Raw genomic sequence first — 24043 nt, 5'->3', positions numbered from 1 at the left:
AGCGAGGCTGCGAAAGCGGTGGGTCAGGCACCTTGGATATCGCCAGTACCGCCGCCTTCGCAGCCTCGCCGGGGCTCGACAGCTCCCACAGTTAATCTCTATTGCGGGCGAGATTTGTACTTGTCGCGATGCTGTTGTGAGCCGAGGTTTGACTGACAAAAACAAATCCCCTGTGGGAGCTGTCGAGCTTTAGCGGGCTGCGAAAGCGGTGGGTCAGGCGCCTTGGATAGCGCCTGTGCCGCCGCCTTCGCAGCCTCGCCGGGGCTCGACAGCTCCCACAGGGGGTTGCGTGTTTTGTAAGATCCCAGTCCTTGGCCGGTGCTTTTATGACTCAGGCAATCAGAACGCGATGGACGTCTGCACATACACCGTGCGCGGCTCACCGACGTATTTGCCTTTGTTGTTATCGTCGAACGAGCGGGTGTAGTACTGCTTGTTGAGGATATTTTTCACACCGACTGCCACGTTCAAATCCGACAGCTGTGGGCCGAAGTCGTACGCCGCGCGGCTGCTGAACAGCATGTAGCCTGGGATGCGTCCGGTACTGCCGTCGGCACTTTCCGCCTGGGTGTTGGCGTTGTCGGCGAACTGGCTGCTCTGGTAGCTGCTGTCCAGGTTGAGTTTCCAGCGACCTTCGGTGTAACCGACGCCCACGGTGCCTTTGTGCTTGGAGGAGAAGGGCACGCGATTACCCTTGTTCGGGCCGTCTTCGCGGATGGTCGCGTCGACGTAGGCGTAGGTGGCATACACGTCAAAACCGGCCAGCGCCGGGCTTAGCCCGTCGAGGGCGTAGTTGAGGCTCGACTCGATGCCTTGATGGCGCGTTTCGCCGCGGGCGATCACCGAGTCGTTGGTCTGGTTGCTGTCGTACTGGTTGTCGAAGTTGATCAGGAACGCGCCGATTTCCGCACGCAGGGTGCCGTTGTCATAACGCGTGCCGAGTTCCCAGGTGCGGGCTTTTTCCGGTTTCACTTCGCCGCTGGTCACGCGGTTCGGCATCTGGCTGTACTGCACGCTGCCGAACGAGCCTTCAGTGTTGGCGTAGAGGTTCCAGTCTTCGGTCAGGTGGTAAAGCACGTTCAACGCCGGCAGCGCGGTGTTGTAGTCGCCTTTGTACTTGACGTTGGTCAGGTTGTTGGTCTGCTGGGACTCGATCATCTCGTAGCGGATACCTGGGGTGATGGTCCACTTGCCGATATCGATGCGGTCATCGACGAAAAACGCGTTGGCCTCGGTGGCGCCACGCGTGTCGCGGTCGTTGCGGCTGTTGGTGTCGGGCAGTTGCTGGTTGGCGCTGATCGGCGTGCGGTAGCGCAACTCGTGCCCGGCTTCGTTGATGTAGCGGTAGCCGATGCCCATTTCGTGGCTGGTGGGGCCAAGGTCGAAGCCTTGGGCGAAGCGGGTTTCGAGGCCGCGTACCCAGTACTCGCGCGGCGACAGCGAAAGGAAGTTGCCCTGATCCAGATAGCCATTACGCAACGTGGTGGTGAAGAAGGTGTTGGCGGTGAATTCGCGGCGATCTTCCTGGTAGCGGTAACCGGCGTTGAACATCGTGCGGCGGCCCCAGAATTTGTCGTAGGGGCGGGTGGACTGGTATGGGTCGGCCTTGTAGTCCTTGACGCTCAAACCCCCGGGCATATCGGCCTGGCCTTCGTAGTACTGCGCCATGGCGTTGAAGCTGTTGGCGTCGTCCAACTGGTATTTGCCTTTGAGGATCAAGTCGTCAATGCGCGTGTTGCTGTTTTCGCGCCAGTCGCCGCCACGGGTGCCGGAATACAAAATGGCGCCGCCCAGGCCATTGTCAGCCGTCCCGCCTGCCAGCAGGTTGCCGGTGGTCTTGAAGCCATCATGGCTGGAGGACGGGCTGGTCTCGGTCTGCAAGCCGCCTTTGACGGTGGGGGCGTCAGGGATTGCGCGGGTCACGAAGTTGACGATGCCACCGACGTTTTGCGGGCCATAACGTACCGCGCCGCCGCCGCGTACCACGTCCACGGCGTCCATGTTGCCCATGCTGATTGGGGCAAAGGACAGCTGCGGTTGGCCATACGGCGCGAAGGGCACCGGGATGCCATCCATCAAGACGGTGGAGCGCGAGGCGAGGCGTGGGTTGAGCCCACGGATGCCGAAGTTCAGCGCCATGTCGTGGCTGCCGGTGCCGTTGTTTTCCGGGGCGTTGACGCCGGGAATGCGGTTGAGCACGTCACGCGCCTGGGTGGCACCCTGGCGCTCGAACTCGTCGCGGCGGATCACATCACGCGCGCCAGGGTGTTCGAACACGTTGGTTTGCGCCGCATCGCCGAGCCAGTCGCCGACCACGTTTGACGTTTGCAATTGGACAGTGGCCGGGGCGCTGGCCGGTTGCAGGCTGTAGGCGTTATCGCCCTCGGCGCGCGCTTGCAGGCCGGTGCCTTCCAAGAGTTTTTGCAAGCCTTCGTCGGCGCTGAAATTGCCCGACAAACCCCGACTCTGCATACCCGCTGTGACCTGGGAGCCGAACGAAATCAGCACGCCGGCCTCGCGACCAAATTGGTTCAGCGCGGCTTCCAGGGTTGCTGGGGCGATGTGGTAAGGCTTGGCATCCGCGGCCATTACAGAGGGCAGTGCGGTAAAACTCAGGCTGGCGCCCAGTAGGAGTTGGCGCAAGGTGCGGGCAAGAAGCGTCGGTTGCTGGGGCATGAAGGGCGGTCCTGAGAAGGTAGGATCAAGGTGGCTTTCCTTCTCTGTCACGCGAGGTGTGGAAAACGGCTCATATTTTTTAAAATAATTTACGCGCGTGCCTGGACGGTCACCCAGTAGCGGGTAAAACGCCGTACTTTCACCGGCAGGCTGACCTCCAACAGGTCGAGGATGCGTTCGCTGTCATCCAGCGGGTAACTGCCGGACAGCAGCAGGTTGGCCACTTGCGGGTCGCAATTGATCTGGCCTCGGCGATAGCGACCCAACTCGGCGAGGAAATCGTCCAGGCGCATGTGCGCGGCCACCAGCATGCCGTCGGCCCAGGCGCCGCTGTTGGCGTCGGTCGGGCGCGGGGTGTCCCAGCCTTTGCGGGTGAAATTGACTTGGCGCGAGGCCTCGATGTTCAGCGGCAGGCCGCTGTAGTGGTTGGGCATTACCTCTACATGGCCATCGAAAACTGCCAGTTGCGTATGGTCGTTGAACTGACGCACGTTCAGCCGCGCCGCCTGGCTGCTGAGCAGGCCTTGGCCGGTCAGCACGTGCAGCGGCGTATCGCCGGGGCGTGCGGTCAGCAAGATCTCGCCTTCGAGCAAGCGCACCAACCGTTGACTGCTGTCAAAATGCACATCCACAGCGCTGCCGGTGTTGAGCTGCAACTGGCTGCCATCGGCCAGCTGCACGTTGCGTCGTTGGCCCACGGGGCTGCGGTAGTCGGCGCTCAGCGGCGGCAGAATATGTTGCTGGCGCAGGCTCCAGGCCGCGGCCGAACCGGCACCGAGGATCAGCAGCAGTTTGAGGGCCTGGCGCCGGCTGCTGGTTTTCGGCGCGTTCAAGGCGGCGTGCGCCAAGGGTGAGGGCATGCCGCGCAGGCGTTGGTTGACGCGCTGGATATGGTCCCACGCGCGCTGATGTTCGCTGTGGGCGTCCAGCCATTGCTGCCAGGCCGCTTGCTGGCGCGGGTTGAGTGCGCCTTGCTGCATTTCCATCAGCCAGTGCACGGCTTGTTCGGCGACTTGCGTGGAGAAGTTCATAGGGCGAAGTAGCAGCGCATGGCGGCTTTATTCAGGTGGCGCTTGACGGTGGCGATGGAGATACCCAGCTCGGCGCCGATTTGCGCGTAGGTCAGGCCGTCGAGCTGGGCCAGCAGGAAGGCGCGTTTGACCTGAACGGGCAGGCCGTCGAGCAGTTGGTCGAGCTCCAGCAAGGTCTGCAGGATGATTGCGCGTTCTTCTTCCGACGGCGCTACGTGTTCGGGCATCTGCGCCAGTGCGTCGAGGTAGGCGCGTTCCAGGTCCTGACGGCGATAGAAGTTGAACAGCACGCGCTTGGCCACGGTGGTGAGGAACGCGCGGGGTTCGATCAGCGTTGGCGCGTCCCGCGCGGTAAGCACACGGATGAAAGTGTCCTGGGCCAGGTCGGCCGCGCTTTCCGGGCAGCCGAGTTTGCGTCGCAACCAGCCGGTAAGCCAGTGGTGATGGTCGTTGTACAGAACTTCAACGAGGGTGGACGGCTGCAACGCAATCACTCCGTAAGCATCGGCGTGCTTTAGAGAACAAGAATTGTTCGCATTGTAGGGCGCGTGACGAGGTTCGGCAATCCGCCAGGACCGGTGATTCATCCGTTCTCTTTTGCTTATGAGAATATTTATCATTAATATTGCGCGCTGATGACCCTGGCGCCTCCCGCATGAAAAGCAAACCCTCACTTCCCGTTGTCTATCGCCTCGCCGTAACTTCGCGCGTGCTGGCTGCCGTGGTCGGCGGTTACCTGATGGCGTCCCTGGCAGCCGTCTGCCTGGCGTTGTGGATGCCCACGTCCCGCGCCGACGCGGTGATCACCGGGATGATGAGTTCGTTTGTGTTCTACCTGTTGGCGGTAATCTGGTGTTTTGCCTGCCGCACGGCAGGGCGAGCCTGGTTTGGCGTGATGCTTCCGAGTGCGATGTTTGCCACGCTGGCGGGCATCGGTTTGTGGATGACGCGCACATGAAAGAGGGCTTTCGCCAGGCGATGGCCTGGTTGCACACCTGGGCTGGACTGATCTTTGGCTGGCTGCTGTTTGCGATTTTCCTGACAGGGACCTTGTCCTATTTCAAGGACGAAATTACCCATTGGATGCAGCCCGAAGTGCAGGCTTATCCGTTGGATGACGCGCGTAGTCTCGCCGCCGCCCAAACCTATCTGCAGCAACAGGCGCCCAATGCCGCGCGCTGGTTTATCACCCTGCCGGACAGCCGCGATCCCGGCCTGTCGGTGATGTGGCAAGACAAGGTCGACCCGGGCAAACGCGGCAACTTCATCCAGAAAGTTCTCGATCCCGTCACCAGCCAGCCCGTGCAGGCGCGTGAAAGCATGGGCGGCGAGTTCTTCTATCGCTTCCACTTTCAGCTGCAGATGCCTTACCCGTGGGGGCGCTGGCTGTCGACCATCGCCGCGATGGTGATGTTTGTCGCACTGATCACCGGCATCATCACCCACAAGAAAATCTTCAAGGACTTCTTCACCTTCCGCCCACGCAAAGGCCAGCGCTCCTGGCTCGACGGGCATAACGCGGTGGGCGTGCTGGTGCTGCCATTTCACTTGATGATCACCTACAGCAGTCTGGTGATCTTCATGAGCATGGTGATGCCCGCGCCGATCGTGGCTTCCTACGGCGACGACAGCCGTGCGTTTTTCAATGAAGTGTTCCCCAATACCAACAACGCGCCGGCGCTCGGCCAGCCGGGTGTATTGCTGCCGTTAGGGCCGATGTACGAGCAGGCGCGCCAGCAATGGGCGGGTGGGCATGTTGGTCGTTTGGTGGTCAACAACCCTGGCGATGTGAACGCCTCGGTCAATGTGGTCCGCGCAGGTGCCGACCGTGTGGTGCACGATTTCGGCAGCAGCGTGTCGTTCAACGGCACCACCGGCGAGTTGTTGCGGGTCAGCGGTGAACAGTCGTTGCCAGCGGCAATTGGCGGCAGTTTCTACGGCTTGCACATGGGCCATTTCGCCGGCCCGGTGCTGCGTTGGTTGTACTTTATCTGCGGGCTGGCGGGCACGGCGATGATCGGCACGGGCCTTGTGATTTGGCTCGGCAAGCGCCAGCTCAAGCACGCCAAAACTGCTGCTATGCCGTTTGAACTGCGGCTGGTTGAAGTGCTGAACATGGCCAGTATGGCCGGGCTGATGATCGCCATCGCGGCGTTTTTCTGGGCCAACCGGTTGTTGCCGGTGAGCTTCGCCGAGCGGTCCGACTGGGAGGTGCAAACCTTCTTTATTGCCTGGGGCCTGAGCCTGTTGCATGCCGTGCTGCGGCGAGGCCGCCAGGGCTGGGTTGAGCAACTGAGCCTTGGCGCCTTGCTGTTTGTGGCCATTCCACTGCTCAACGCATTGACCACGTCGCAGCACTTGGGCGTGTCACTGGTCAGCGGTGATTGGGCCATGGCCGGTTTCGACCTGACGTGCCTGGCCAGCGGCCTGTTCCTGACCTGGGCGGCCTGGAAGATGCAGCGCCGCGCGGCGCCGCAGCTCAAGGCCGAACGCGCACGTGGACTGACGCTCAAGCAGGAGGCGAACTGAATGCTGCTCGCCCTGTTGATGTGCTACGCCGGGTTTACCGCGCTGTGCCTGTCCACCGACCGCCATCACGGTGAATTGCTGCACAGCAAACCCTCACCACCCCGACGCCTCACGTTGCGTGTGGCCGGTTGGCTGCTGCTGGCGCTGTCGATGTCGCCGGCCGTGGCGGCCTCGAATTGGGCGCAGGGGTTGGTGGAGTGGTGCGCCGTTTTGATGCTCAGCGCACTGTTGCTGGTGTTGCTGTTGCCGTATCGGCCAAGGCTGGCCTTGATTCTGGCGGGCGTCGGCCTGCTGGCCAGCCCTGTTGCGGCGTTCGCCTTACTCTGAGCTTCCCATGATGATCACCCCCCCACCGGAATCCCAGGACAGCCAGCACACCGATGCGGCCGGTGGGCGTGCGCATTTCCTGCAGGTGTTTTTGTCGCAGCGCTCGCAGATGGAAGCGCTGGTCAGCCGACGCGTAGGCTGCCGGGCGACGGCGGCCGACCTGGTGCAGGACCTGTTCCTGCGCTTCTGGCGCCGGCCGTTGGTGCAGGTCGAAGAACTCAGCACCTACTTGTTGCGCTGCGCCGGCAACATCGCCATTGATCACTTGCGCAGCGAAGGCGCCCGGGTGCGCAGCAGTGAGGGCTGGTTGCCAGAGCAGCAAGACAACCAGGGTTCCGAGCCCCAGGCGGCGTTTGAAGCGGGCAATGACCTGCGCCATGTAGAAGCAGCCCTGCGCAGCCTGCCGGAGCGCACTCGGCAGATTTTCCTGCTCAACCGCATCCACGGCCGCAAATATGCGCAAATTGCCCAGGCCATGGGGCTGTCCCAAAGTGCCGTGGAAAAACATATGATGCGTGCCCTCGAAGCCTGCAAAGCCAGCCTTCGCGAACCCTCGTCCCCACGCACGCCAGGGAAAGCACCGTGAACGTCTCCCCCACGCCCGCCCAGGAGCAGGCCGCACTCGAATGGTTGAGCTTGTTGCATGACCAGCCCAGCAGCGGTGACCAGGCCACGTTCAGCCGCTGGTTGCGTGCCGACCCCGCGCATGTCGAGGCCTATGCTCAGGCCCAGGTGTTGTGGGAATTGAGCGAGGTGCCGGCACGCAAACTGGCGGACGAAGAGGCCTTGGCCTTGCAGGGCTACCTCAACGCGATGAACCCCTCGAAGCGCTCGCGTGCGGTGCGTTGGTCCGGCGCCCTGGCCGCGGCCGCGTGCCTGCTGGTGATGGTGTCGATGGGCGCCGGCTGGCAGCCGTCGCGCTGGGTCGATGACTTCGGTGCTGATTACGTGACGGCGCCGGGGCAAGTGCAGACCGTGACCCTGGCCGATCAATCCCAAGTCACTCTGGATGCCGACAGCGCCATTGCCGTCGACTTCAGCCACGGCGAGCGCCACATTCAGTTGCGCCGCGGGGCGGGGTTTTTCAGCGTGACCCACACCGGCCAGCCCTTTGTGGTGGCGGCTGGCAGTGGCGAAGCGCGAGTGCTCGGCACGCAGTTTGAAGTGCGCCTGCAACCGGCCGGCGCTCAGGTGACGGTGCTGTCCGGCCGCGTGGGTGTCACACCGTCACGCCAGGGCCAACAGCAAATTCTTACGGCAGGCCAGCAAGTGGCCTACGCCGACGGTGTGGCCGATCCCCTGCACGCGGTCGACAGCGAATCACGTCTGGCATGGCGCGATGGCTGGCTCAACTACTACAAGGTGCCGTTGGCGGATGTGGTCAGGGACCTTGGCCGTTACTACCCGGGTCGGATACTTCTGCTCAACGACGAGATGGGCGCCAAGCGCGTCAGTGGCAGTTTCCCAAGCAAGGATCCCTTGGCAGTTTTGAGTGCCTTGCAGGCCGTTCTGGGTTTTGAGCAACACGCTGTGCTGGGTCGCATGATTGTATTGCGCTAGACACGAATGCTTCGATCGTCACTTTCAACGTGACGATTTTTTCAAAAAATTCCTCTTGCCGGTTTTTTACAGGGCGCTGTAGGCCAGGTATTCCGGTGCCTGTAGATCGTTCATTTAACCTTCATCCCAATTGCCAAAACTTGTCACCAAACCGTTACACGGGCCGAGGATGATCCCCGGATTCCTGAGCAGGTGGTCAGGAAGATTGGCGTCGCCGTTCACCCGGTTCTGACAGCCAGTACCTCCCTCCATAACAACAGATAGATGCACGTAAGGGATCTACTCGTGACGATCAACACACTCTCTGCCCTGCTTTTAGCATCGGGCCTAGGTAGCTTTGCGCCGCTGGTTTTGGCAGACACCACTCAGGATGTCGGTTCGGTGAATGTTGCCGGCAAACAAACCCTGGGCAATGGGCACATGATTCGCGAAGAAAGTGCCAAGGCGCGGTCGACGGTAACCAAGGAAGCCATGGACGAAATGTCCGCGACCGCCAACGCCATCGACAAGCTTAAATACACGCCGGGCATCAACGTATCCAGCGACGACGCCAGCGGCACCAGCGGCACCAACTTCACCATGCGGGGCATGAGCTCGGACCAGGTCGGGGTGTCCGTTGACGGCGTGCCGATCAACGACTCGGGCAACTACAGCGTGTATTCAAACCAACTCGGCGACCCGGAAAACCTCGCCGAAGTATTTGCCACCCAGGGCTCTTCCGAGGCAGATGGCCCGCATATCGGCTCCAGTGGCGGCAACATCGGCATGATCACGATTCGCCCGACCAAAGAGTCCGGGCTGTTCGCCAAACAGATCGTCGGTGCCAATGACCTGCGCAAGACGTTCGTGCGGGTGAACACGGGCGATTTTGGCGGCCTCAAGAGCTGGGTGTCGGCCTCTCACCTGGAGGGTGACAAGTGGCGCGGCAAAGGCACGCTGCGCAGTGACAAAGTCGAGTGGAGCAGCCTGTTCGAAGACGGCAATGGCAACTCGACCCTGGCGACAGTGAAGTACAACAACCAGGAAAACTACAACTACAACACCTTGAGCAAGTCGCAGTTCGAGACTGACGGACGCCGCAAGGACTACTCGCAAACGCCGGTGTACAAGTCGGGCTTGCTGTCGTCGTCCTACAAGCTCAATCGCAACCCGTTCGAAAGCGTCAACGCCACGCTCACCCAGCGCTGGCAGTTGCAGGACAACCTGGCGCTGACGGTCACGCCCTATTACTACTGGGCCAACGGTGGCAGCTTCAGCGGCCAGACCGCATCGAACCTGGGGCCGAAGTCTGATAAAGCCGGCAACTACAACCTGAGCAACCTGCAATCGGCCAACTATTACCGGCCATCGTGGACCGAAACCTGGCGCCCTGGCGTCACCGCGAAAATGAAATGGGACATCAACGAAGAACACAGCCTGGACTATGGCTACTGGTATGAACGCGCACGCCAGCGCCAGACCCAGCCATTTATCGGCATCAACCGCGAAGGCGCGCCCGATGACGTGTGGGGCGATTATAACAGCGGCGGGCAGGTCGTCGACAAGAACGGCGCGACTGTCCAGGGCCGCCACTATTACACCGTCACCCCGTCGCAGAAACTCTGGGTGCAGGACAGCTGGCAGGCCACGCCGGACCTGAGTTTTGTCGGCGGCGTGGCATACCAATACGTCGAGCGTGACGGTAACAACTTGGGCAGCCTGTACGACAAGCCAGAAAAACGTAACACCCGCTATCACCAGTTCCTGCCGAGTTTCAGCGCCAAGTACCAGGTCGACGAAAGCAACCAGACCTTCTACAACGTCACCCGCAACATGCGCACGCCGCCTAACTACGTGCTGTACAACAAGGGCGACTCGGTCAGCCTCAAGTCTGAGTTGAGCTGGAACCAGGAACTGGGCTGGCGCTACACCGAAGATGACATGGCGTTGAGCGCGACTCTGTTCTACATCAGCTTCAAGGATCGCCAGGTGTCGACCACCGACTCTGCCGGCGACTACATGGTGCTCAACGTCGGCAGCGTGGATAACAAAGGCCTGGAACTGGAGTGGAGCGGTTTGTTGCCGCATAACTTCAACTACTACGCCTCGTACACCTACACAAAGTCCGAGCAGCAAGACGATTTGCTCAGCAAGAATGTGCTGTTGCCGACCTCGGGCAAGCAATTGGCCAACGTGCCGGAAAACATGTTCAACCTGGTGTTCGGTTATGACGACTCGCGTTTCTACGCCAACGCGGCAGGCAAATACGTCGGCAGTTTTTATGGCGATTTGACCAACAAGGAAAAAATTGAAGGCCGCACCGTGTTTGACCTGAACGCCGGTATTTACTTGCCGGTGGACAAGAAAGTCATCAAGTCGGCGACCCTGCGGTTTTCGATGCTCAACGTATTCGACAAGGAATACCTGAGCTCGGCGCGCACTGTGGCGTTCAACTCGGTACCGGTTAACGGCCTGGCGCCGAGTACGGCGTTTTACAACGTGGGGGAAGAGCGCACGGCGATGGTGTCGCTGGAAGCCAACTTCTAACTCAGGCTGGCGCAGAGCAAAATGTGGGAGCAGGCTTGCTCGCGAAGGCGGTGGATCAGTCAATACAGGTAACAACTGACACTCCGCTTTCGCGAGCAAGCCCGTCCCCGACATTAGTTCTGCAGTGTTTTGCAGATCAGCTATTTCAACGCGGCCATGATCGCTTCAGGGTTGAACTCGCGAATCAGCGTGCCGTTCACGTCCACAAACGGAATCCCGCCACCGCCCAATGCCTCATAGGTTGTGCGCGCCTGGGCATCCTTCTCAATGTCCAGCGCCTGGTACGGAATGCCTTTCTGGTCCAGAAAACGTCGGATCTGCTTGCAGTAGCCACACCACTCGGTGGAATAGAGCACCACATGCGCCGATGTGCGCACTTGCTCCGAAACCACCTGCGAGGGGTTGAACAGCCGCTCGATCTTGCCCCAGTTCTGGATCACCACCACGACCAGCAACACCAACAGGACTTTCTTGAAGACCCCGCCGAGCATCAGTTACGGCGCTTGAGCTGGTCAGTCAGTTGGGTCGGCAGGCCTTTGATGATCAAAGTGCCGGCGGCTTCGTCGTACTCGATCTTGTCGCCCAACAGGTGCGCTTCAAAACTGATGGACAAGCCTTCGGCGCGACCGGTGAAGCGGCGGAACTGGTTGAGGGTGCGTTTGTCTGCCGGGATTTCCGGCGACAGGCCGTAATCCTTGTTGCGGATATGGTCGTAGAACGCTTTTGGCCGATCTTCATCGATCAATCCCGAAAGTTCTTCCAGGCCCATGGGCTCGCCGAGTTTGGCCTGGCTGCTGGCGTAGTCCACCAGGGTTTTGGTTTTTTCGCGGGCAGATTCGTCGGGCAGGTCTTCGCTCTCGACAAAGTCGCTGAACGCTTTGAGCAGGGTACGGGTTTCGCCCGGGCCGTCGACGCCTTCCTGGCAGCCGATAAAGTCGCGGAAGTATTCCGAGACCTTCTTGCCGTTTTTGCCCTTGATAAACGAGATGTACTGCTTGGATTGCTTGTTGTTCTGCCACTCGGAGACGTTGATCCGCGCCGCCAGGTGCAGTTGGCCCAGGTCCAGGTGGCGCGAGGGGGTCACGTCCAGCTCATCGGTCACCGCCACGCCTTCGCTGTGGTGCAGCAGGGCGATCGCCAGGTAGTCGGTCATGCCTTGCTGGTAGTGGGCAAACAACACGTGGCCGCCGGTAGACAGGTTGGACTCCTCCATCAGCTTTTGCAGGTGCTCGACCGCCGTGCGGCTGAAACGGGTGAAATCCTGACTGCCGTCGAAATATTCCTTCAACCAGCCGCTGAACGGGTGCGCGCCGGACTCGGCGTGGAAGAAACCCCAGGCCTTGCCTTGTTTGGCGTTGTAGCTCTCGTTGAGGTCGGCAAGCATGTTCTCGATGGCGGCCGACTCGGCAAGCTCCGAATCGCGGGCATGCAGAACTGCGGGTGTGCCGTCGGGTTTTTTGTCGATCAGGTGGACGATGCAGTGACGGATCGGCATAGGCTTCTCGGCTGGTTGAAGGGGAGCGGTAAGCCTCCCCAAAAAGTCGCCAGTGTACCGCACCCATTGGCCATGACGCGCTTGCAAGGCTGTTTTGGGCGACCTCCCACGGGCTATATGCCTTTTTTTCACGGTTTAGAGCGATAAAGCTGACCAAATGGGTATGTTGAGGCGGATATTTCCCCGTCTCTGTGCTAGTTTTGCCCCGTCTTACGCCAAGACTCGGCGTTAAGCGTGCATTCAGCATCTGTCAGGTCGAACCAATCCCCGTTTCAAGCATCTATAACCCCGATCCCGTGGTTATGGCCGGGGGTGCCAGGCCTTGACGGTCAGGCTCGACGGCTGACACTGCACTCTGCAATCCATATGAATTTGATAGGGAAGGAACACCACAATGGCTATTACTAAAGACCAACTGATCGCTGACCTGGCTGAAGCAGTAGACGCACCGAAAACTACCGTGCGCGCTCTGCTGGACCAACTGAGCCAAGTTGTTGCTGATCAGCTGGAAAACGGCGGCGAAATCACTCTGCCAGGCGTTGGCAAACTGAAAGTGACTGAGCGTCCAGCCCGTACTGGCCGTAACCCTTCGACTGGCGCTGCCATCGAAATCGCTGCCAAGAAAGTTATCAAGCTGGTTGTGGCCAAAGGCCTGACCGACGCTGTTAACAAGTAAGACGCAGCAAAAAAAACCGTGCTCCGGAGCAATCCGGGCACGGTTTTTTGTTGCCTGCGATTTGACTGCAGTGGCGGCTCAACCGGGGCGAGGGAACAAGCGCTCTCGCCACTGGTTCAGTCGCGCACCCAGCGCTGACGCCAGATCTGGTGCTCGTTCTTGGTCTGGAAGGTCCACGCCACGAAGCGGCTTTGCTTCTGGCCCTGGGACATTTCCACCACCTGGCTTTCAAGTACGCCGGCTTTTTTGAGGGCTGTCTGGATCGCGGGCAAGTTCGACGCTTTTGACACCAGGGTGCTGAACCACAGCACCTTGTGGGCAAAGTGCGCACTTTCGGCGATAAGCTGCGTGACGAAGCGCGCTTCACCGCCCTCACACCACAGCTCCGCCGACTGGCCACCGAAGTTCAGGACCGGCAACTTGCGCTTGGGGTCGGCCTTGCCCAGGGCGCGCCACTTACGCTCGCTGCCCTTGGTAGCCTCTTCCATGGACGCGTGGAACGGCGGGTTGCACATGGTCAGGTCAAAGCGTTCGCCCGGCTCCAGCAGGCCCAGCAGGATCTGCTTGGGGTTGGGTTGCTGACGCAGTTGGATAACTTTGCTCAGGTCATTGGACTGTACGATGGCCTTGGCGGCGGACACCGCAATAGGGTCGACTTCGGAGCCGAGGAAGTTCCAGCGGTACTCCATATACCCAATCAACGGGTAGACGCAGTTGGCGCCCATGCCGATGTCCAGCACCTTGACGATTGAACCGCGCGGGATCTTGCCGTCGTTGACGCTGGCCAGCAGGTCGGCCAGGAAGTGCACGTAGTCGGCGCGCCCCGGCACCGGCGGGCAAAGGTAATCCGCCGGGATGTCCCAATGCTGGATGCCATAGAACGCCTTCAACAGCGCCCGGTTGAACACCCGCACTGCGTCCGGGCTGGCAAAGTCGATGCTCTCTTTGCCGTACGGGTTGATGATCACAAATTGCGCCAGTTCCGGCGTGGTCTTGATCAGCGCCGGGAAGTCGTAACGGCCTGTGTGGCGGTTGCGCGGGTGCAGGGTTGCCTCTTTGCGCGGTGCCACGGGTTTGGCCGGGGCGGCGGATTTAGGCTTCTTGCGCGACGGTTTAGGTGTGCTGGGGGCGGTCATGTTGATTCTGGTGTTGGCTCAAAGTGGTGGGCATTGTCACACATCCTGAGACCCTCTCGGGCAAATGTGGGAGGGGGCTTGCCCCCGATTGCGGTGTGAGAGTCAAAAATATTCAGACTGATACACCGCCATCGGGGGCAAGCCCCCTCCCACATTGACTGGATCGCCAGCAAGGCTTGGAAAATTCCCGGCAAAAAAAGAGGCCCGAAGGCCTCTTTTTTACACGGGGTTCACCTTACAGGCTGGAAATCCGCGCATGTTGCTCGGCCAGCTTGCCCAAGGCCTGTTCAGCCTCGGCCAGCTTGGCGCGTTCTTTGTCGATCACTTCAGCCGGCGCCTTGTCGACGAACGCCGCGTTGGACAGCTTGCCGCCCACTCGCTGCACTTCGCCTTGCAGGCGGCCAATTTCCTTGTCGAGACGGGCCAGTTCCGCGCCCTTGTCGATCAGGCCAGCCATCGGCACCAGCACTTCCATGTCGCCGACCAACGCAGTCGCGGACAGCGGTGCTTCGGCGCCATCAGCCAATACGGTGATCGACTCCAGTTTTGCCAGCTTCTTGAGCAGCGCGTCGTTCTCGGTGAGGCGACGCTGATCTTCGGCGCTGGCATTCTTCACGAACACCGCCAATGGCTTGCCCGGCCCGATGTTCATCTCGGCGCGGATGTTGCGCGTGCCGAGCATCAAGGTCTTGAGCCATTCGATATCGCTTTCGGCCGCCTCATCAATGCGCGCTTCGTTGGCCACCGGCCAAGGCTGCAACATGATGGTCTTGCCTTCGATACCGGCCAGCGGCGCGAGGCGCTGCCAGATTTCTTCGGTGATGAACGGCATGAACGGGTGCGCCAGGCGCAGGGCCACTTCAAGCACGCGCACCAGGGTGCGGCGGGTGCCACGCTGGCGTTCGATCGGCGCGTTTTCGTCCCACAGCACAGGCTTGGACAGTTCCAGGTACCAGTCGCAATACTGGTTCCAGATGAACTCGTACAAGGCTTGTGCGGCCAGGTCGAAACGGAACTGGTCGAGTTGGCGGGTCACTTCGGCTTCAGTGCGCTGCAACTGCGAGATGATCCAGCGATCAGCCAGGCTCAGCTCATAGGCTTCGCCGTTCTGGCCGCAGTCTTCGCCTTTATCCAGCACGTAGCGCGCGGCGTTCCAGATCTTGTTGCAGAAGTTGCGATAGCCTTCGACGCGGCCCATGTCGAACTTGATGTCGCGACCGGTGGACGCCAGCGAGCAGAAGGTGAAGCGCAGGGCGTCAGTGCCATAGCTGGCAATGCCGTCGGCGAACTCGTCGCGGGTCTGCTTCTCGATCTTCTTCGCCAGTTTCGGCTGCATCAGGCCCGAGGTGCGTTTCTGCACCAGGGTTTCCAGGTCGATGCCGTCGATGATGTCCAGCGGGTCCAGGACGTTACCCTTGGACTTGGACATCTTCTGGCCCTGGCCATCACGCACCAGGCCGTGCACGTACACGGTCTTGAACGGCACTTGCGGCGTGCCGTCTTCGTTCTTCACCAAATGCATGGTGAGCATGATCATCCGGGCAACCCAGAAGAAAATGATGTCGAAGCCGGTGACCAGCACGTCGGTGGAGTGGAATTTTTTCAGGAACTCGGTCTGTTGCGGCCAGCCGAGTGTGGAGAATGTCCACAGGCCCGAGCTGAACCAGGTGTCCAGTACGTCGTTGTCCTGTTGCAGCGCCACGTCCGGGCCGAGGTTGTGCTTGGCGCGTACTTCGGCTTCGTCGCGGCCAACGTAGACCTTGCCCGACTCGTCGTACCAGGCCGGAATCCGGTGGCCCCACCACAGCTGACGGCTGATGCACCAATCCTGGATGTCACGCATCCACGAGAAGTACATGTTTTCGTACTGCTTGGGCACGAACTGGATACGGCCGTCTTCCACGGCGGCAATCGCAGGTTCAGCCAAAGGCTTGGTGGACACGTACCACTGGTCGGTCAGCCACGGCTCGATGACGGTGCCGGAGCGGTCGCCTTTCGGCACTTTCAGTGCGTGGTCGTCAACGCTCACCAGCAAACCGGCAGCGTCGAACGCAGCCACGATCTGCTTGCGCGCTTCAAAACGGTCGAGGCCGGCGTATTCGGCCGGGATCTTGCCGTCGATGCTCTCGTTCAGCGTGCCGTCGAGGTTGAATACCTGGCAGGCCGGCAGGACAGCGGCGTTTTTATCGAAGATGTTCAGCAGCGGCAGGTTGTGGCGCTTGCCGACTTCGTAGTCATTGAAATCGTGGGCCGGGGTGATTTTCACGCAGCCGGTGCCGAATTCAGGGTCGCAGTAATCATCCGCGATGATCGGGATGCGACGGCCCACCAGCGGCAGCTCAACGAACTTGCCGATCAGCGCCTGGTAGCGCTCGTCGTTCGGGTTAACCGCGACGGCGGCGTCGCCCAGCATGGTTTCCGGACGAGTGGTGGCGACGATCAGGTAGTCGTTGCCTTCGGCGGTCTTGGCGCCATCGGCCAGCGGGTACTTGAGGTTCCACAGGAAGCCTTTCTCGTCGTGGTTTTCCACTTCGAGGTCGGAAATCGCCGTGTGCAGCTTGGTGTCCCAGTTGACCAGACGCTTGCCGCGGTAGATCAGGCCGTCTTCGTGCAGGCGCACGAAGGCTTCTTTCACGGCTTCCGACAGGCCGTCGTCCATGGTGAAGCGCTCACGGCTCCAGTCTACGGACGAGCCCAGGCGACGGATCTGACGGCTGATGTTACCGCCGGACTGGTCTTTCCATTCCCAGATTTTTTCCAGGAATTTCTCGCGACCCAGGTCATGACGGTTCTGGCCGGTGGCTTCGAGTTGGCGTTCCACCAGCATCTGGGTGGCGATACCGGCGTGGTCGGTGCCCGGTTGCCACAGGGTGTTGCGGCCCTGCATGCGGCGGAAACGGATCAACGCATCCATGATCGCATTGTTGAAGCCATGGCCCATGTGCAGGCTGCCAGTGACGTTCGGTGGCGGAATCATGATGGTGTAGGAATCACCCGCGCCTTGCGGAGCGAAATAATTCTCGGACTCCCAGGTCTCGTACCAGGAAGTTTCAATAGCGTGCGGCTGGTAGGTCTTATCCATGCGCGGCGGGACCCTAGTTGGCATTAATTCAGGAAAGCCGGCAAGTATAACGGGGGATAGGGCGCAGGGCGAGGCGAAGACAGGCTTGAGGCGTACGCCAAGCAAATGTGAGAGGGGGCTTGCCCCGATAGCAGTGGGTCAGTGGCGGATAAGCTGGCTGACCCGGCGCTATCGGGGGCAAGCCCCCTGCCACAGTAGAGCCAGGTGTGGCTCAGGACTGATATTGGCTGAGCAACCGCTCCATGCGCGCATCCAGGCGGCGTTTGATCTCGGTTTCGATATGCGGAGCAAAGTCGTCGATCACATCCTGCATGATCAACTGCGCAGCGGCGCGCAACTCATTGTCCAGATGCAGCAGCAAGGCGTCGGGCGCTTTTTCTGCGGCGGGTGCGGGCTGTGCCACGGGAGCGGCAGCGACAGGCTCAGGCGCAACGGGCTTGCCGCTGACCATGTCGAACAACAGCGGAATCTGTACCTCGGCGTCGACCGTTTCGGTCAGCAGCGGCGGTTGCAAGCCATCATCACCGAGCAACTGACGGATCGACTCGAGGTCGTCCAGCAGGTGGTCGTCTTTTTTTATAGGGTTTGGCGTGTCCATCATGTACTCAAAGTCGTTGTAGCCGGTGATCCTGCAGAGAATAGCCCTGTTCGCGGTAGAAACGGAAACTCTCCCGCGCGGCCTGACGAATAGCCGGATCTTCCACCACCACTTCTGCCACACGGGCAAATGCCTTGGCAAAGGCGGGTACTTTCAGGTCCAGGTTGACCAACAGGTCTTTGTGATCGCCGCAGCTGTCACCCAGGCCCAGCACAACCAGGCCTTCGGGTTCGGACTCGGCAGGGCCGTGCGGCACGAAGCTTTCACCCTTGAAGCGCCATAAGCGGGCATCGAGGTCGTCACGTTGGGCGCCATCGCTGCAATGCAGGTAGATGCGGTGGCCCATGCGCCAGGCTTTTTCGGTGAGCTTGCAGGCAAAGTCCAGGCGCGCGGAAGGATCGGCGCTGGGCAATATATAGAAGTCGACTTGGGTCATTGCGGTTCCTGAGACCGGAGCGGCGTGAGGGCCGCCCCGGAATCTTCAGTTTCAGGCTTTGGCGCGGTCCAGCAGGTATTGGGTCAGCAGTGGCACCGGACGGCCAGTGGCGCCCTTGTCCTTGCCGCCGCTGGTCCAGGCCGTGCCGGCGATGTCCAGGTGAGCCCAGTTGAGGTTTTTGGCAAAGCGCGACAGGAAGCAGGCCGCGGTGATGGTGCCGGCTTTCGGGCCGCCGATATTGGCGATGTCGGCGAACGGGCTGTCCAGCTGCTCTTGATATTCATCGAACAGCGGCAATTGCCAGGCGCGGTCGTCGGCAGCCTTGCCGGCGCTGAGCAGTTGCTCGATCAACTCGTCGTTGTTGCCCAGCAGGCCCGAAGTGTGGGCGCCCAGGGCAACCACGCAGGCACCGGTCAGGGTAGCGATGTCGATCACGGCCTGGGGCTTGAAGCGTTCGGCGTAGGTCAGCGCATCGCACAGCACCAGACGGCCTTCGGCGTCGGTGTTGAGGATTTCGACGGTCTGGCCGCTCAGGGTGGTGACGATATCGCCAGGACGGGTCGCGCCGCCGCTCGGCATGTTCTCGGCACACGCCAGGATGCACACCAGGTTGATCGGCAGCTTGAGCTCGAGCACGGCACGCAGGGTGCCGAACACGCTGGCGGCGCCGCCCATGTCGTACTTCATCTCATCCATGCCTGCGCCCGGCTTGAGGCTGATGCCGCCGGTGTCGAAAGTGATGCCTTTGCCGACCAGCGCGTAAGGCTTCTCGGACTTCTTGCCGCCGTTGTATTGCATCACGATCAGGCGTGGCGGCTGGTCGCTGCCCTGGCCCACGGCATAGAAGGAGCCCATGCCCAGGTCCTTGATTTTTTTCTCGTCCAGCACCTCAACCTTCAGGCCCTTGAATTCTTTGCCCAGCGCCTTGGCTTGTTCGCCCAGGTAAGTCGGGTGGCAGATATTCGGCGGCAGGTTACCCAGGTCGCGGGTGAACGACATGCCGGCGGCGATGGCCTGGGCGTGGGTCACGGCGCGTTCGACTTCAGCCTGGGCGGCCTTGATGGTCAGCAGGGTGATTTTTTTCAGGGCGCGCGGTTCGGCTTTCTGGCTCTTGAACTGGTCGAAGACGTAGCTGCCATCCACCAGGCTTTCGGCCAGCAGGCGGGTCTTGCCGTAGCTGTCACGGCCTTTTACGACGATTTCATCCAGAGCCAGGGCTGCATCGCTGCCGCCCAGGCCCTTGAGGGTGTTGAGAATGCCGCTGATGATCTTGCGGAACGGACGGTCGCCCAGTTCGGCGTCCTTGCCCACGCCCACCAGCAATACGCGGTCGGCTTTAAGGTTGGGCAGGCTCTGCAGCAGCAGGCTTTGGCCGACTTTGCCGGCCAGGTCGCCGCGCTTGAGCACGGCGCTGATGGCGCCACCGCTGAGTTCATCCAGTTGCTTGGCGGCGACGCCGAGCTTGCGGCCTTCGCCGACAGCGACCACGAGGGTGGCGGTTTTCAACGTTTCGGGGCTAACGCTTTTTACAACCAATTCCATTTTCGGGTCCCTTATAAAGGTCTGTGAGCCTGAGTCTGTACTCAGGCTTTAAAGCGTGGCAGCTCTGTAAACCGCCAGCGACAAAGGCCGCAGTTTGAACCTCGCCGGCGGAGCCTGACAACCCTTGCCGCGTGCTTTGTGCACGCGTATGAGCAAGCACCGTGACAGGCGCGGTCAATCACAGGATAATGCGCCATCTTTTTAGCCGGCCTGTGCAAACGGGTCGACTCGGTATGCTTGCTTGTTTGGCCGCCTTAGCCTGACAACCCTGGAGTGTCTGGTTTGATCGTCTTCCGTTATCTGTCCCGCGAAGTCCTGTTGACCCTGAGTGCCGTGAGTGCGGTATTGCTGGTCATCACCATGAGTGGTCGTTTCGTCAAATTCCTGGCCCAGGCCGCTTCGGGTGCTCTGGATCCGGGCTCGCTGTTCCTGATCATGGGCTTTCGCCTGCCGGGCTTTTTGCAACTGATCCTGCCACTTGGCCTGTTTCTCGGCATTTTGCTGGCCTATGGCCGGCTGTACCTTGAGAGTGAAATGACTGTGCTGTCGGCCACCGGCATGAGCCAGCAGCGTCTGCTGGCCATGACCATGGTACCGGCCACCGGCGTTGCCCTGGTGGTGGCATGGCTGAGCATGAGCCTGGCGCCTCAGGGCGCCATGCAGTTCCAGCTGCTGCTGAACAAGCAGGATGCGATGACTGAGTTCGACACCCTTGAGCCTGGGCGCTTTCAAGCGCTGAACGATGGCACGCGGGTGACCTACACCGAGACCATGACGGATGACCGTGCCAACCTGGGCGGCGTGTTTATTTCGCAGAAAAATCTCGGGCAGAACCAGAAAGACCGTGGCATTTCGATTCTGGTGGCCAACAGCGGGCGCCAGGAAGTACGACCTGATGGCAGCCGTTACCTGATCCTGGAAAATGGCTACCGCTACGACGGCAGCCCTGGCCTCGCCGATTATCGGGCGATCAAGTACGACACTTATGGCGTCATGCTTGCCAGGCCAGACATCAGCGAAGAGGTCACTGACCGCGATGCGCTGCCGACATCGTCGCTGTTCAACAATAAGGAACTGCGTTCCATCGCCGAGCTGCAATGGCGGCTGTCGCTGCCGCTGCTGGTATTTATCGTGACGTTGATGGCCGTGCCGCTGTCGCGCGTCAACCCGCGTCAGGGTCGCTTCCTCAAGCTGTTGCCGGCAATTTTGTTGTACATGGCCTACCTGACCCTGCTGATTTCCGCCCGTGGTTCCATGGAGAAAGGCAAGTTGTCGCCGGCCCTCGGCCTGTGGGGCGTGCACGGGATCTTCCTGTTGATCGGCCTGGGGCTGCTCTACTGGGAACCTATCCGTTTGAAAATGAAGAGCCGTCGTGGCCTGAAGGAGTTGGCTCGTGGCTAAGCTCGATCGCTACATTGGTAGCAGCGTACTGATCGCCATTCTGGCGGTATTGGGCATTATTCTCGGCCTGGCCTCGTTGTTCGCCTTTATTGACGAAGTGGGCAACGTCACCGACACCTACACCGTCATGGATGTGTTGAGTTACGTGGCGCTGACTGCGCCGCGCCGGCTCTACGACATGATGCCGATGGCCGCGCTGATCGGTTGCCTGATCGGGCTGGGCAGCCTGGCCAGCAGCAGCGAACTGACCATCATGCGCGCCGCCGGTGTATCGATCGGGCGTATTGTCTGGGCGGTAATGAAGCCCATGCTCCTGCTGATGGCGTGCAGCGTGCTGATCGGCGAGTACGTGGCGCCGCCGGCCGAAGCCACCGCTCAGGCCAATCGCGCCCTGGCCCAGGGTTCGGGGGATGCGCAAAGCGCCAAGCACGGCCTCTGGCACCGACAGGGGGATGAGTTCATCCACATCAACGCCGTGCAGCCGGGCGGCTTGTTGGTGGGTGTGACGCGTTATACGTTCGACAAGGAACGGCATATGCTGACCTCCAGTTTCGCCAGGCGCGCGCAATACGACGCCGAGAAATGGACGCTGAGTGACGTCACCACCACGTATTTCCGCAATGTCGGCCAGGGCACCAAGGCCAGCACCGAAGTGATCAATGTGCCGAGCGAGCAATGGGATATCGCCCTGAAGCCCGAACTGCTCAACACGGTGGTGATGATCCCGGAGAGCCTGCCGATTACCGGTTTGTGGAGCTATATCCACTACCTCAAGGATCAGGGCCTGAATAATGGCCGCTACTGGCTGGCGTTCTGGGTCAAGGTGCTGCAGCCGGTGGTCACCGCCGCGCTGGTATTGATGGCGATCTCGTTCATCTTCGGCCCGTTGCGTTCCGTGACCCTCGGTCAGCGGGTGTTCACCGGCGTACTGGTGGGCTTTACCTTCCGTATCGCCCAGGACTTGCTCGGTCCGTCGAGCCTGGTGTTCGGTTTCTCGCCGCTGTTTGCGGTGCTGGTGCCGACAGCGATTTGCGCCCTGGCCGGGTTCTGGCTGTTGCGCCGCGCGGGTTGATACTGCGCTTATGAACAAAAAATGCCCCGTTCGAGAGATCGGGGCATTTTTGTTCTGGTCAGCAAAGATGACGTCTGGCCTGAGCATCAGGTACAATTCCCGGCTATTTTTCAGCGGGCAATCTGCCTGCAGCCTTTTTGAGTGTTGATCCGTGAGTGATTTGAGTCATATCCGCAATTTCTCCATCATCGCCCACATTGACCATGGTAAGTCGACGCTGGCCGATCGATTCATCCAGATGTGCGGCGGCCTTGCCGAGCGTGAAATGGAGGCCCAGGTACTGGACTCCATGGACCTCGAGCGCGAGCGCGGGATCACCATCAAGGCGCACAGCGTTACCCTGTACTACACCGCCAAAGACGGTATCAAGTACCAGCTCAACTTCATTGACACCCCGGGCCACGTTGACTTCACCTATGAAGTCAGCCGTTCCCTGGCGGCCTGTGAAGGTGCGTTGCTGGTAGTGGACGCGGGCCAGGGCGTCGAAGCCCAGTCTGTGGCCAACTGCTACACCGCCATCGAGCAAGGCCTTGAGGTCATGCCGGTGCTGAACAAGATCGACCTGCCTCAGGCCGATCCGGACCGGGTCAAAGAAGAGATCGAGAAGATCATCGGCATTGACGCCACCGACGCCGTCGAGTGCAGCGCCAAGACCGGCGTGGGCGTCGACGAAGTGCTCGAGCGCCTGGTCAAGACCATCCCCGCACCTACCGGCAACTACGAAGATCCGCTGCAAGCGTTGATCATCGACTCCTGGTTCGACAACTACCTGGGCGTTGTTTCCCTGGTACGTGTACGCCACGGCCGTGTGAAGAAGGGCGACAAGATCCTGGTCAAGTCCACCGGCAAGATCCACCTGGTAGACAGCGTCGGCGTGTTCAACCCGAAACACACCGCCACCACCGACCTGAAAGCCGGTGAAGTGGGCTTCATCATCGCCGGCATCAAAGACATTCACGGTGCACCGGTCGGTGACACCCTGACCCTGAGCTCCACCCCTGATGTAGACGTGCTGCCGGGTTTCAAACGCATCCAGCCGCAGGTTTACGCCGGCCTGTTCCCGGTCAGCTCCGACGACTTCGAAGACTTCCGCGAAGCCCTGCAGAAGCTGACGCTCAACGACTCGTCTTTGCAGTACACCCCGGAAAGCTCCGACGCGCTGGGCTTTGGCTTCCGCTGCGGGTTCCTGGGCATGCTGCACATGGAGATCATCCAGGAGCGCCTTGAGCGCGAATACGACCTGGACCTGATCACCACCGCGCCAACGGTTATTTTTGAGCTGGCGCTGAAAACCGGTGAAACGATTTACGTCGACAACCCGTCCAAGCTTCCGGATCTGTCCTCCATCGAGGACATGCGCGAGCCGATCGTGCGGGCCAATATTCTTGTGCCGCAGGAACACCTGGGCAACGTCATTACCCTGTGTATCGAAAAACGTGGCGTACAGCACGACATGTTGTTCCTTGGTACCCAGGTGCAAGTGACCTACGATTTGCCGATGAACGAAGTGGTCCTGGACTTCTTCGACCGTCTCAAATCCACCAGTCGCGGCTATGCTTCGCTGGATTACCATTTCGATCGTTACCAATCGGCTAATCTGGTGAAACTGGATGTGCTGATCAACGGCGACAAGGTAGATGCACTGGCACTGATCGTGCACAAGGACAACGCGCACTACAAAGGTCGGCAGTTGACCGAAAAGATGAAAGAACTGATTCCGCGCCAGATGTTCGACGTCGCGATCCAGGCCGCCATTGGCGGGCAGATCATTGCACGGACCTCCGTCAAGGCTCTCAGAAAGAACGTACTGGCCAAATGCTACGGCGGTGACGTAAGCCGTAAGCGCAAGCTGCTTGAGAAGCAAAAGGCCGGTAAAAAACGCATGAAGCAAGTGGGCAACGTGGAAATTCCACAAGAAGCCTTCCTTGCGGTGCTCAGGTTGGATAGTTAGGTCCT

At 60.5% G+C, this 24043-nt stretch carries 20 protein-coding genes; 10 read left to right on the top strand and 10 right to left on the bottom strand.

The features are described from left to right. Positions 1–339 precede the first annotated feature (339 nt). The 3 genes from fecA to AACU78_RS01540 all read right to left on the bottom strand — a co-directional run bounded on the left by fecA (position 340) and on the right by AACU78_RS01540 (position 4192). Positions 340–2676, bottom strand: a complete 2337-nt coding sequence (gene fecA / locus AACU78_RS01550; protein WP_106579484.1) for a TonB-dependent Fe(3+) dicitrate receptor FecA — start codon at positions 2674–2676, stop codon at positions 340–342. An 89-nt stretch (positions 2677–2765) separates the two neighbouring features. Further along, positions 2766–3707, bottom strand: a complete 942-nt coding sequence (locus tag AACU78_RS01545) for a FecR domain-containing protein (protein WP_106579483.1) — start codon at positions 3705–3707, stop codon at positions 2766–2768. Next, positions 3704–4192 (bottom strand): sigma-70 family RNA polymerase sigma factor, encoded by a 489-nt coding sequence (locus AACU78_RS01540; RefSeq protein ID WP_106579482.1) that lies wholly within the window; start codon positions 4190–4192, stop codon positions 3704–3706. The genes AACU78_RS01545 and AACU78_RS01540 overlap by 4 nt, the downstream gene beginning before the upstream one ends. 170 nt (positions 4193–4362) lie before the next feature. On the opposite strand from AACU78_RS01540, the gene AACU78_RS01535 reads away from it, so the two are divergent. From AACU78_RS01535 to AACU78_RS01510, 6 genes are all read left to right on the top strand, one after another. After that, positions 4363–4665 (top strand): DUF3649 domain-containing protein, encoded by a 303-nt coding sequence (locus AACU78_RS01535; protein WP_106579481.1) that lies wholly within the window; start codon positions 4363–4365, stop codon positions 4663–4665. Next, positions 4662–6236, top strand: coding sequence for a PepSY-associated TM helix domain-containing protein (locus AACU78_RS01530; protein ID WP_106579480.1), 1575 nt, complete (start codon positions 4662–4664; stop codon positions 6234–6236). Before AACU78_RS01535 ends, AACU78_RS01530 begins: the two co-directional genes overlap by 4 nt. Next, entirely contained in the window at positions 6237–6563 is a 327-nt protein-coding gene (locus AACU78_RS01525; protein ID WP_106579479.1) for a DUF3325 domain-containing protein, read from the top strand. A gap of 7 nt (positions 6564–6570) precedes the next feature. After that, positions 6571–7149, top strand: a complete 579-nt coding sequence (locus AACU78_RS01520) for an RNA polymerase sigma factor (protein WP_106579478.1) — start codon at positions 6571–6573, stop codon at positions 7147–7149. Further along, positions 7146–8123, top strand: coding sequence for a FecR family protein (locus AACU78_RS01515; RefSeq protein ID WP_106579477.1), 978 nt, complete (start codon positions 7146–7148; stop codon positions 8121–8123). The genes AACU78_RS01520 and AACU78_RS01515 overlap by 4 nt, the downstream gene beginning before the upstream one ends. 285 nt (positions 8124–8408) lie before the next feature. Continuing rightward, positions 8409–10649, top strand: a complete 2241-nt coding sequence (locus tag AACU78_RS01510) for a TonB-dependent receptor (protein ID WP_106579476.1) — start codon at positions 8409–8411, stop codon at positions 10647–10649. A gap of 140 nt (positions 10650–10789) precedes the next feature. Here the strand turns inward: AACU78_RS01510 and AACU78_RS01505 are convergent, their stop codons facing one another. Together AACU78_RS01505 and yejK are read right to left on the bottom strand one after the other, a co-directional pair. Continuing rightward, the gene (locus AACU78_RS01505; RefSeq protein WP_106579475.1) at positions 10790–11140 is read right to left on the bottom strand and encodes a glutaredoxin family protein; all 351 of its coding nucleotides are present in this window, start codon (positions 11138–11140) and stop codon (positions 10790–10792) included. Next, positions 11140–12144 carry a nucleoid-associated protein YejK gene (gene yejK, locus AACU78_RS01500; protein WP_106579474.1) on the bottom strand — a complete coding sequence of 335 codons (1005 nt, stop codon included), beginning with the start codon at positions 12142–12144 and terminating at the stop codon, positions 11140–11142. Before yejK ends, AACU78_RS01505 begins: the two co-directional genes overlap by 1 nt. A 394-nt stretch (positions 12145–12538) precedes the next feature. Between yejK and AACU78_RS01495 the strand changes: the two genes are divergently transcribed. Next, a complete protein-coding gene (locus AACU78_RS01495) occupies positions 12539–12820 on the top strand; it encodes an HU family DNA-binding protein (RefSeq protein WP_003188840.1) in 282 nt (93 codons plus the stop codon). Positions 12821–12936: 116 nt separating this feature from the next. Here AACU78_RS01495 and rlmF read toward each other — a convergent pair whose 3' ends face one another. The 5 genes from rlmF to AACU78_RS01470 all read right to left on the bottom strand — a co-directional run bounded on the left by rlmF (position 12937) and on the right by AACU78_RS01470 (position 19614). Beyond that, positions 12937–13956, bottom strand: a complete 1020-nt coding sequence (gene rlmF / locus AACU78_RS01490; protein WP_106579473.1) for a 23S rRNA (adenine(1618)-N(6))-methyltransferase RlmF — start codon at positions 13954–13956, stop codon at positions 12937–12939. Between the two features lie 235 nt (positions 13957–14191). Then, entirely contained in the window at positions 14192–17038 is a 2847-nt protein-coding gene (locus AACU78_RS01485) for a valine--tRNA ligase (RefSeq protein ID WP_106579472.1), read from the bottom strand. A 211-nt stretch (positions 17039–17249) separates the two neighbouring features. After that, the gene (locus tag AACU78_RS01480; protein WP_106579471.1) at positions 17250–17636 is read right to left on the bottom strand and encodes a DNA polymerase III subunit chi; all 387 of its coding nucleotides are present in this window, start codon (positions 17634–17636) and stop codon (positions 17250–17252) included. Between the two features lie 7 nt (positions 17637–17643). Further along, on the bottom strand, positions 17644–18072 hold the full coding sequence (locus AACU78_RS01475) for a DNA polymerase III subunit chi (protein WP_106579470.1): 429 nt from the start codon (positions 18070–18072) through the stop codon (positions 17644–17646). A 51-nt stretch (positions 18073–18123) separates the two neighbouring features. Beyond that, on the bottom strand, positions 18124–19614 hold the full coding sequence (locus AACU78_RS01470; protein WP_106579469.1) for a leucyl aminopeptidase: 1491 nt from the start codon (positions 19612–19614) through the stop codon (positions 18124–18126). Between the two features lie 282 nt (positions 19615–19896). On the opposite strand from AACU78_RS01470, the gene lptF reads away from it, so the two are divergent. The 3 genes from lptF to lepA all read left to right on the top strand — a co-directional run bounded on the left by lptF (position 19897) and on the right by lepA (position 24038). Continuing rightward, entirely contained in the window at positions 19897–21015 is a 1119-nt protein-coding gene (gene lptF, locus AACU78_RS01465; protein WP_106579468.1) for an LPS export ABC transporter permease LptF, read from the top strand. Continuing rightward, complete coding sequence (gene lptG, locus AACU78_RS01460) at positions 21008–22087, top strand: LPS export ABC transporter permease LptG (protein ID WP_106579467.1); 1080 nt, start codon at positions 21008–21010, stop codon at positions 22085–22087. Before lptF ends, lptG begins: the two co-directional genes overlap by 8 nt. 151 nt (positions 22088–22238) lie before the next feature. Further along, entirely contained in the window at positions 22239–24038 is a 1800-nt protein-coding gene (gene lepA / locus AACU78_RS01455; protein ID WP_106579466.1) for a translation elongation factor 4, read from the top strand. Positions 24039–24043 lie beyond the last annotated feature (5 nt).

Origin of the sequence: Pseudomonas sp. R9.37 (assembly GCF_963878885.1) — a bacterium.
Taxonomy (GTDB): domain Bacteria; phylum Pseudomonadota; class Gammaproteobacteria; order Pseudomonadales; family Pseudomonadaceae; genus Aquipseudomonas.
The sequence above is the reverse complement of the archived record's forward strand: the minus strand, read 5'-3'. Positions and strand labels throughout refer to the sequence as shown.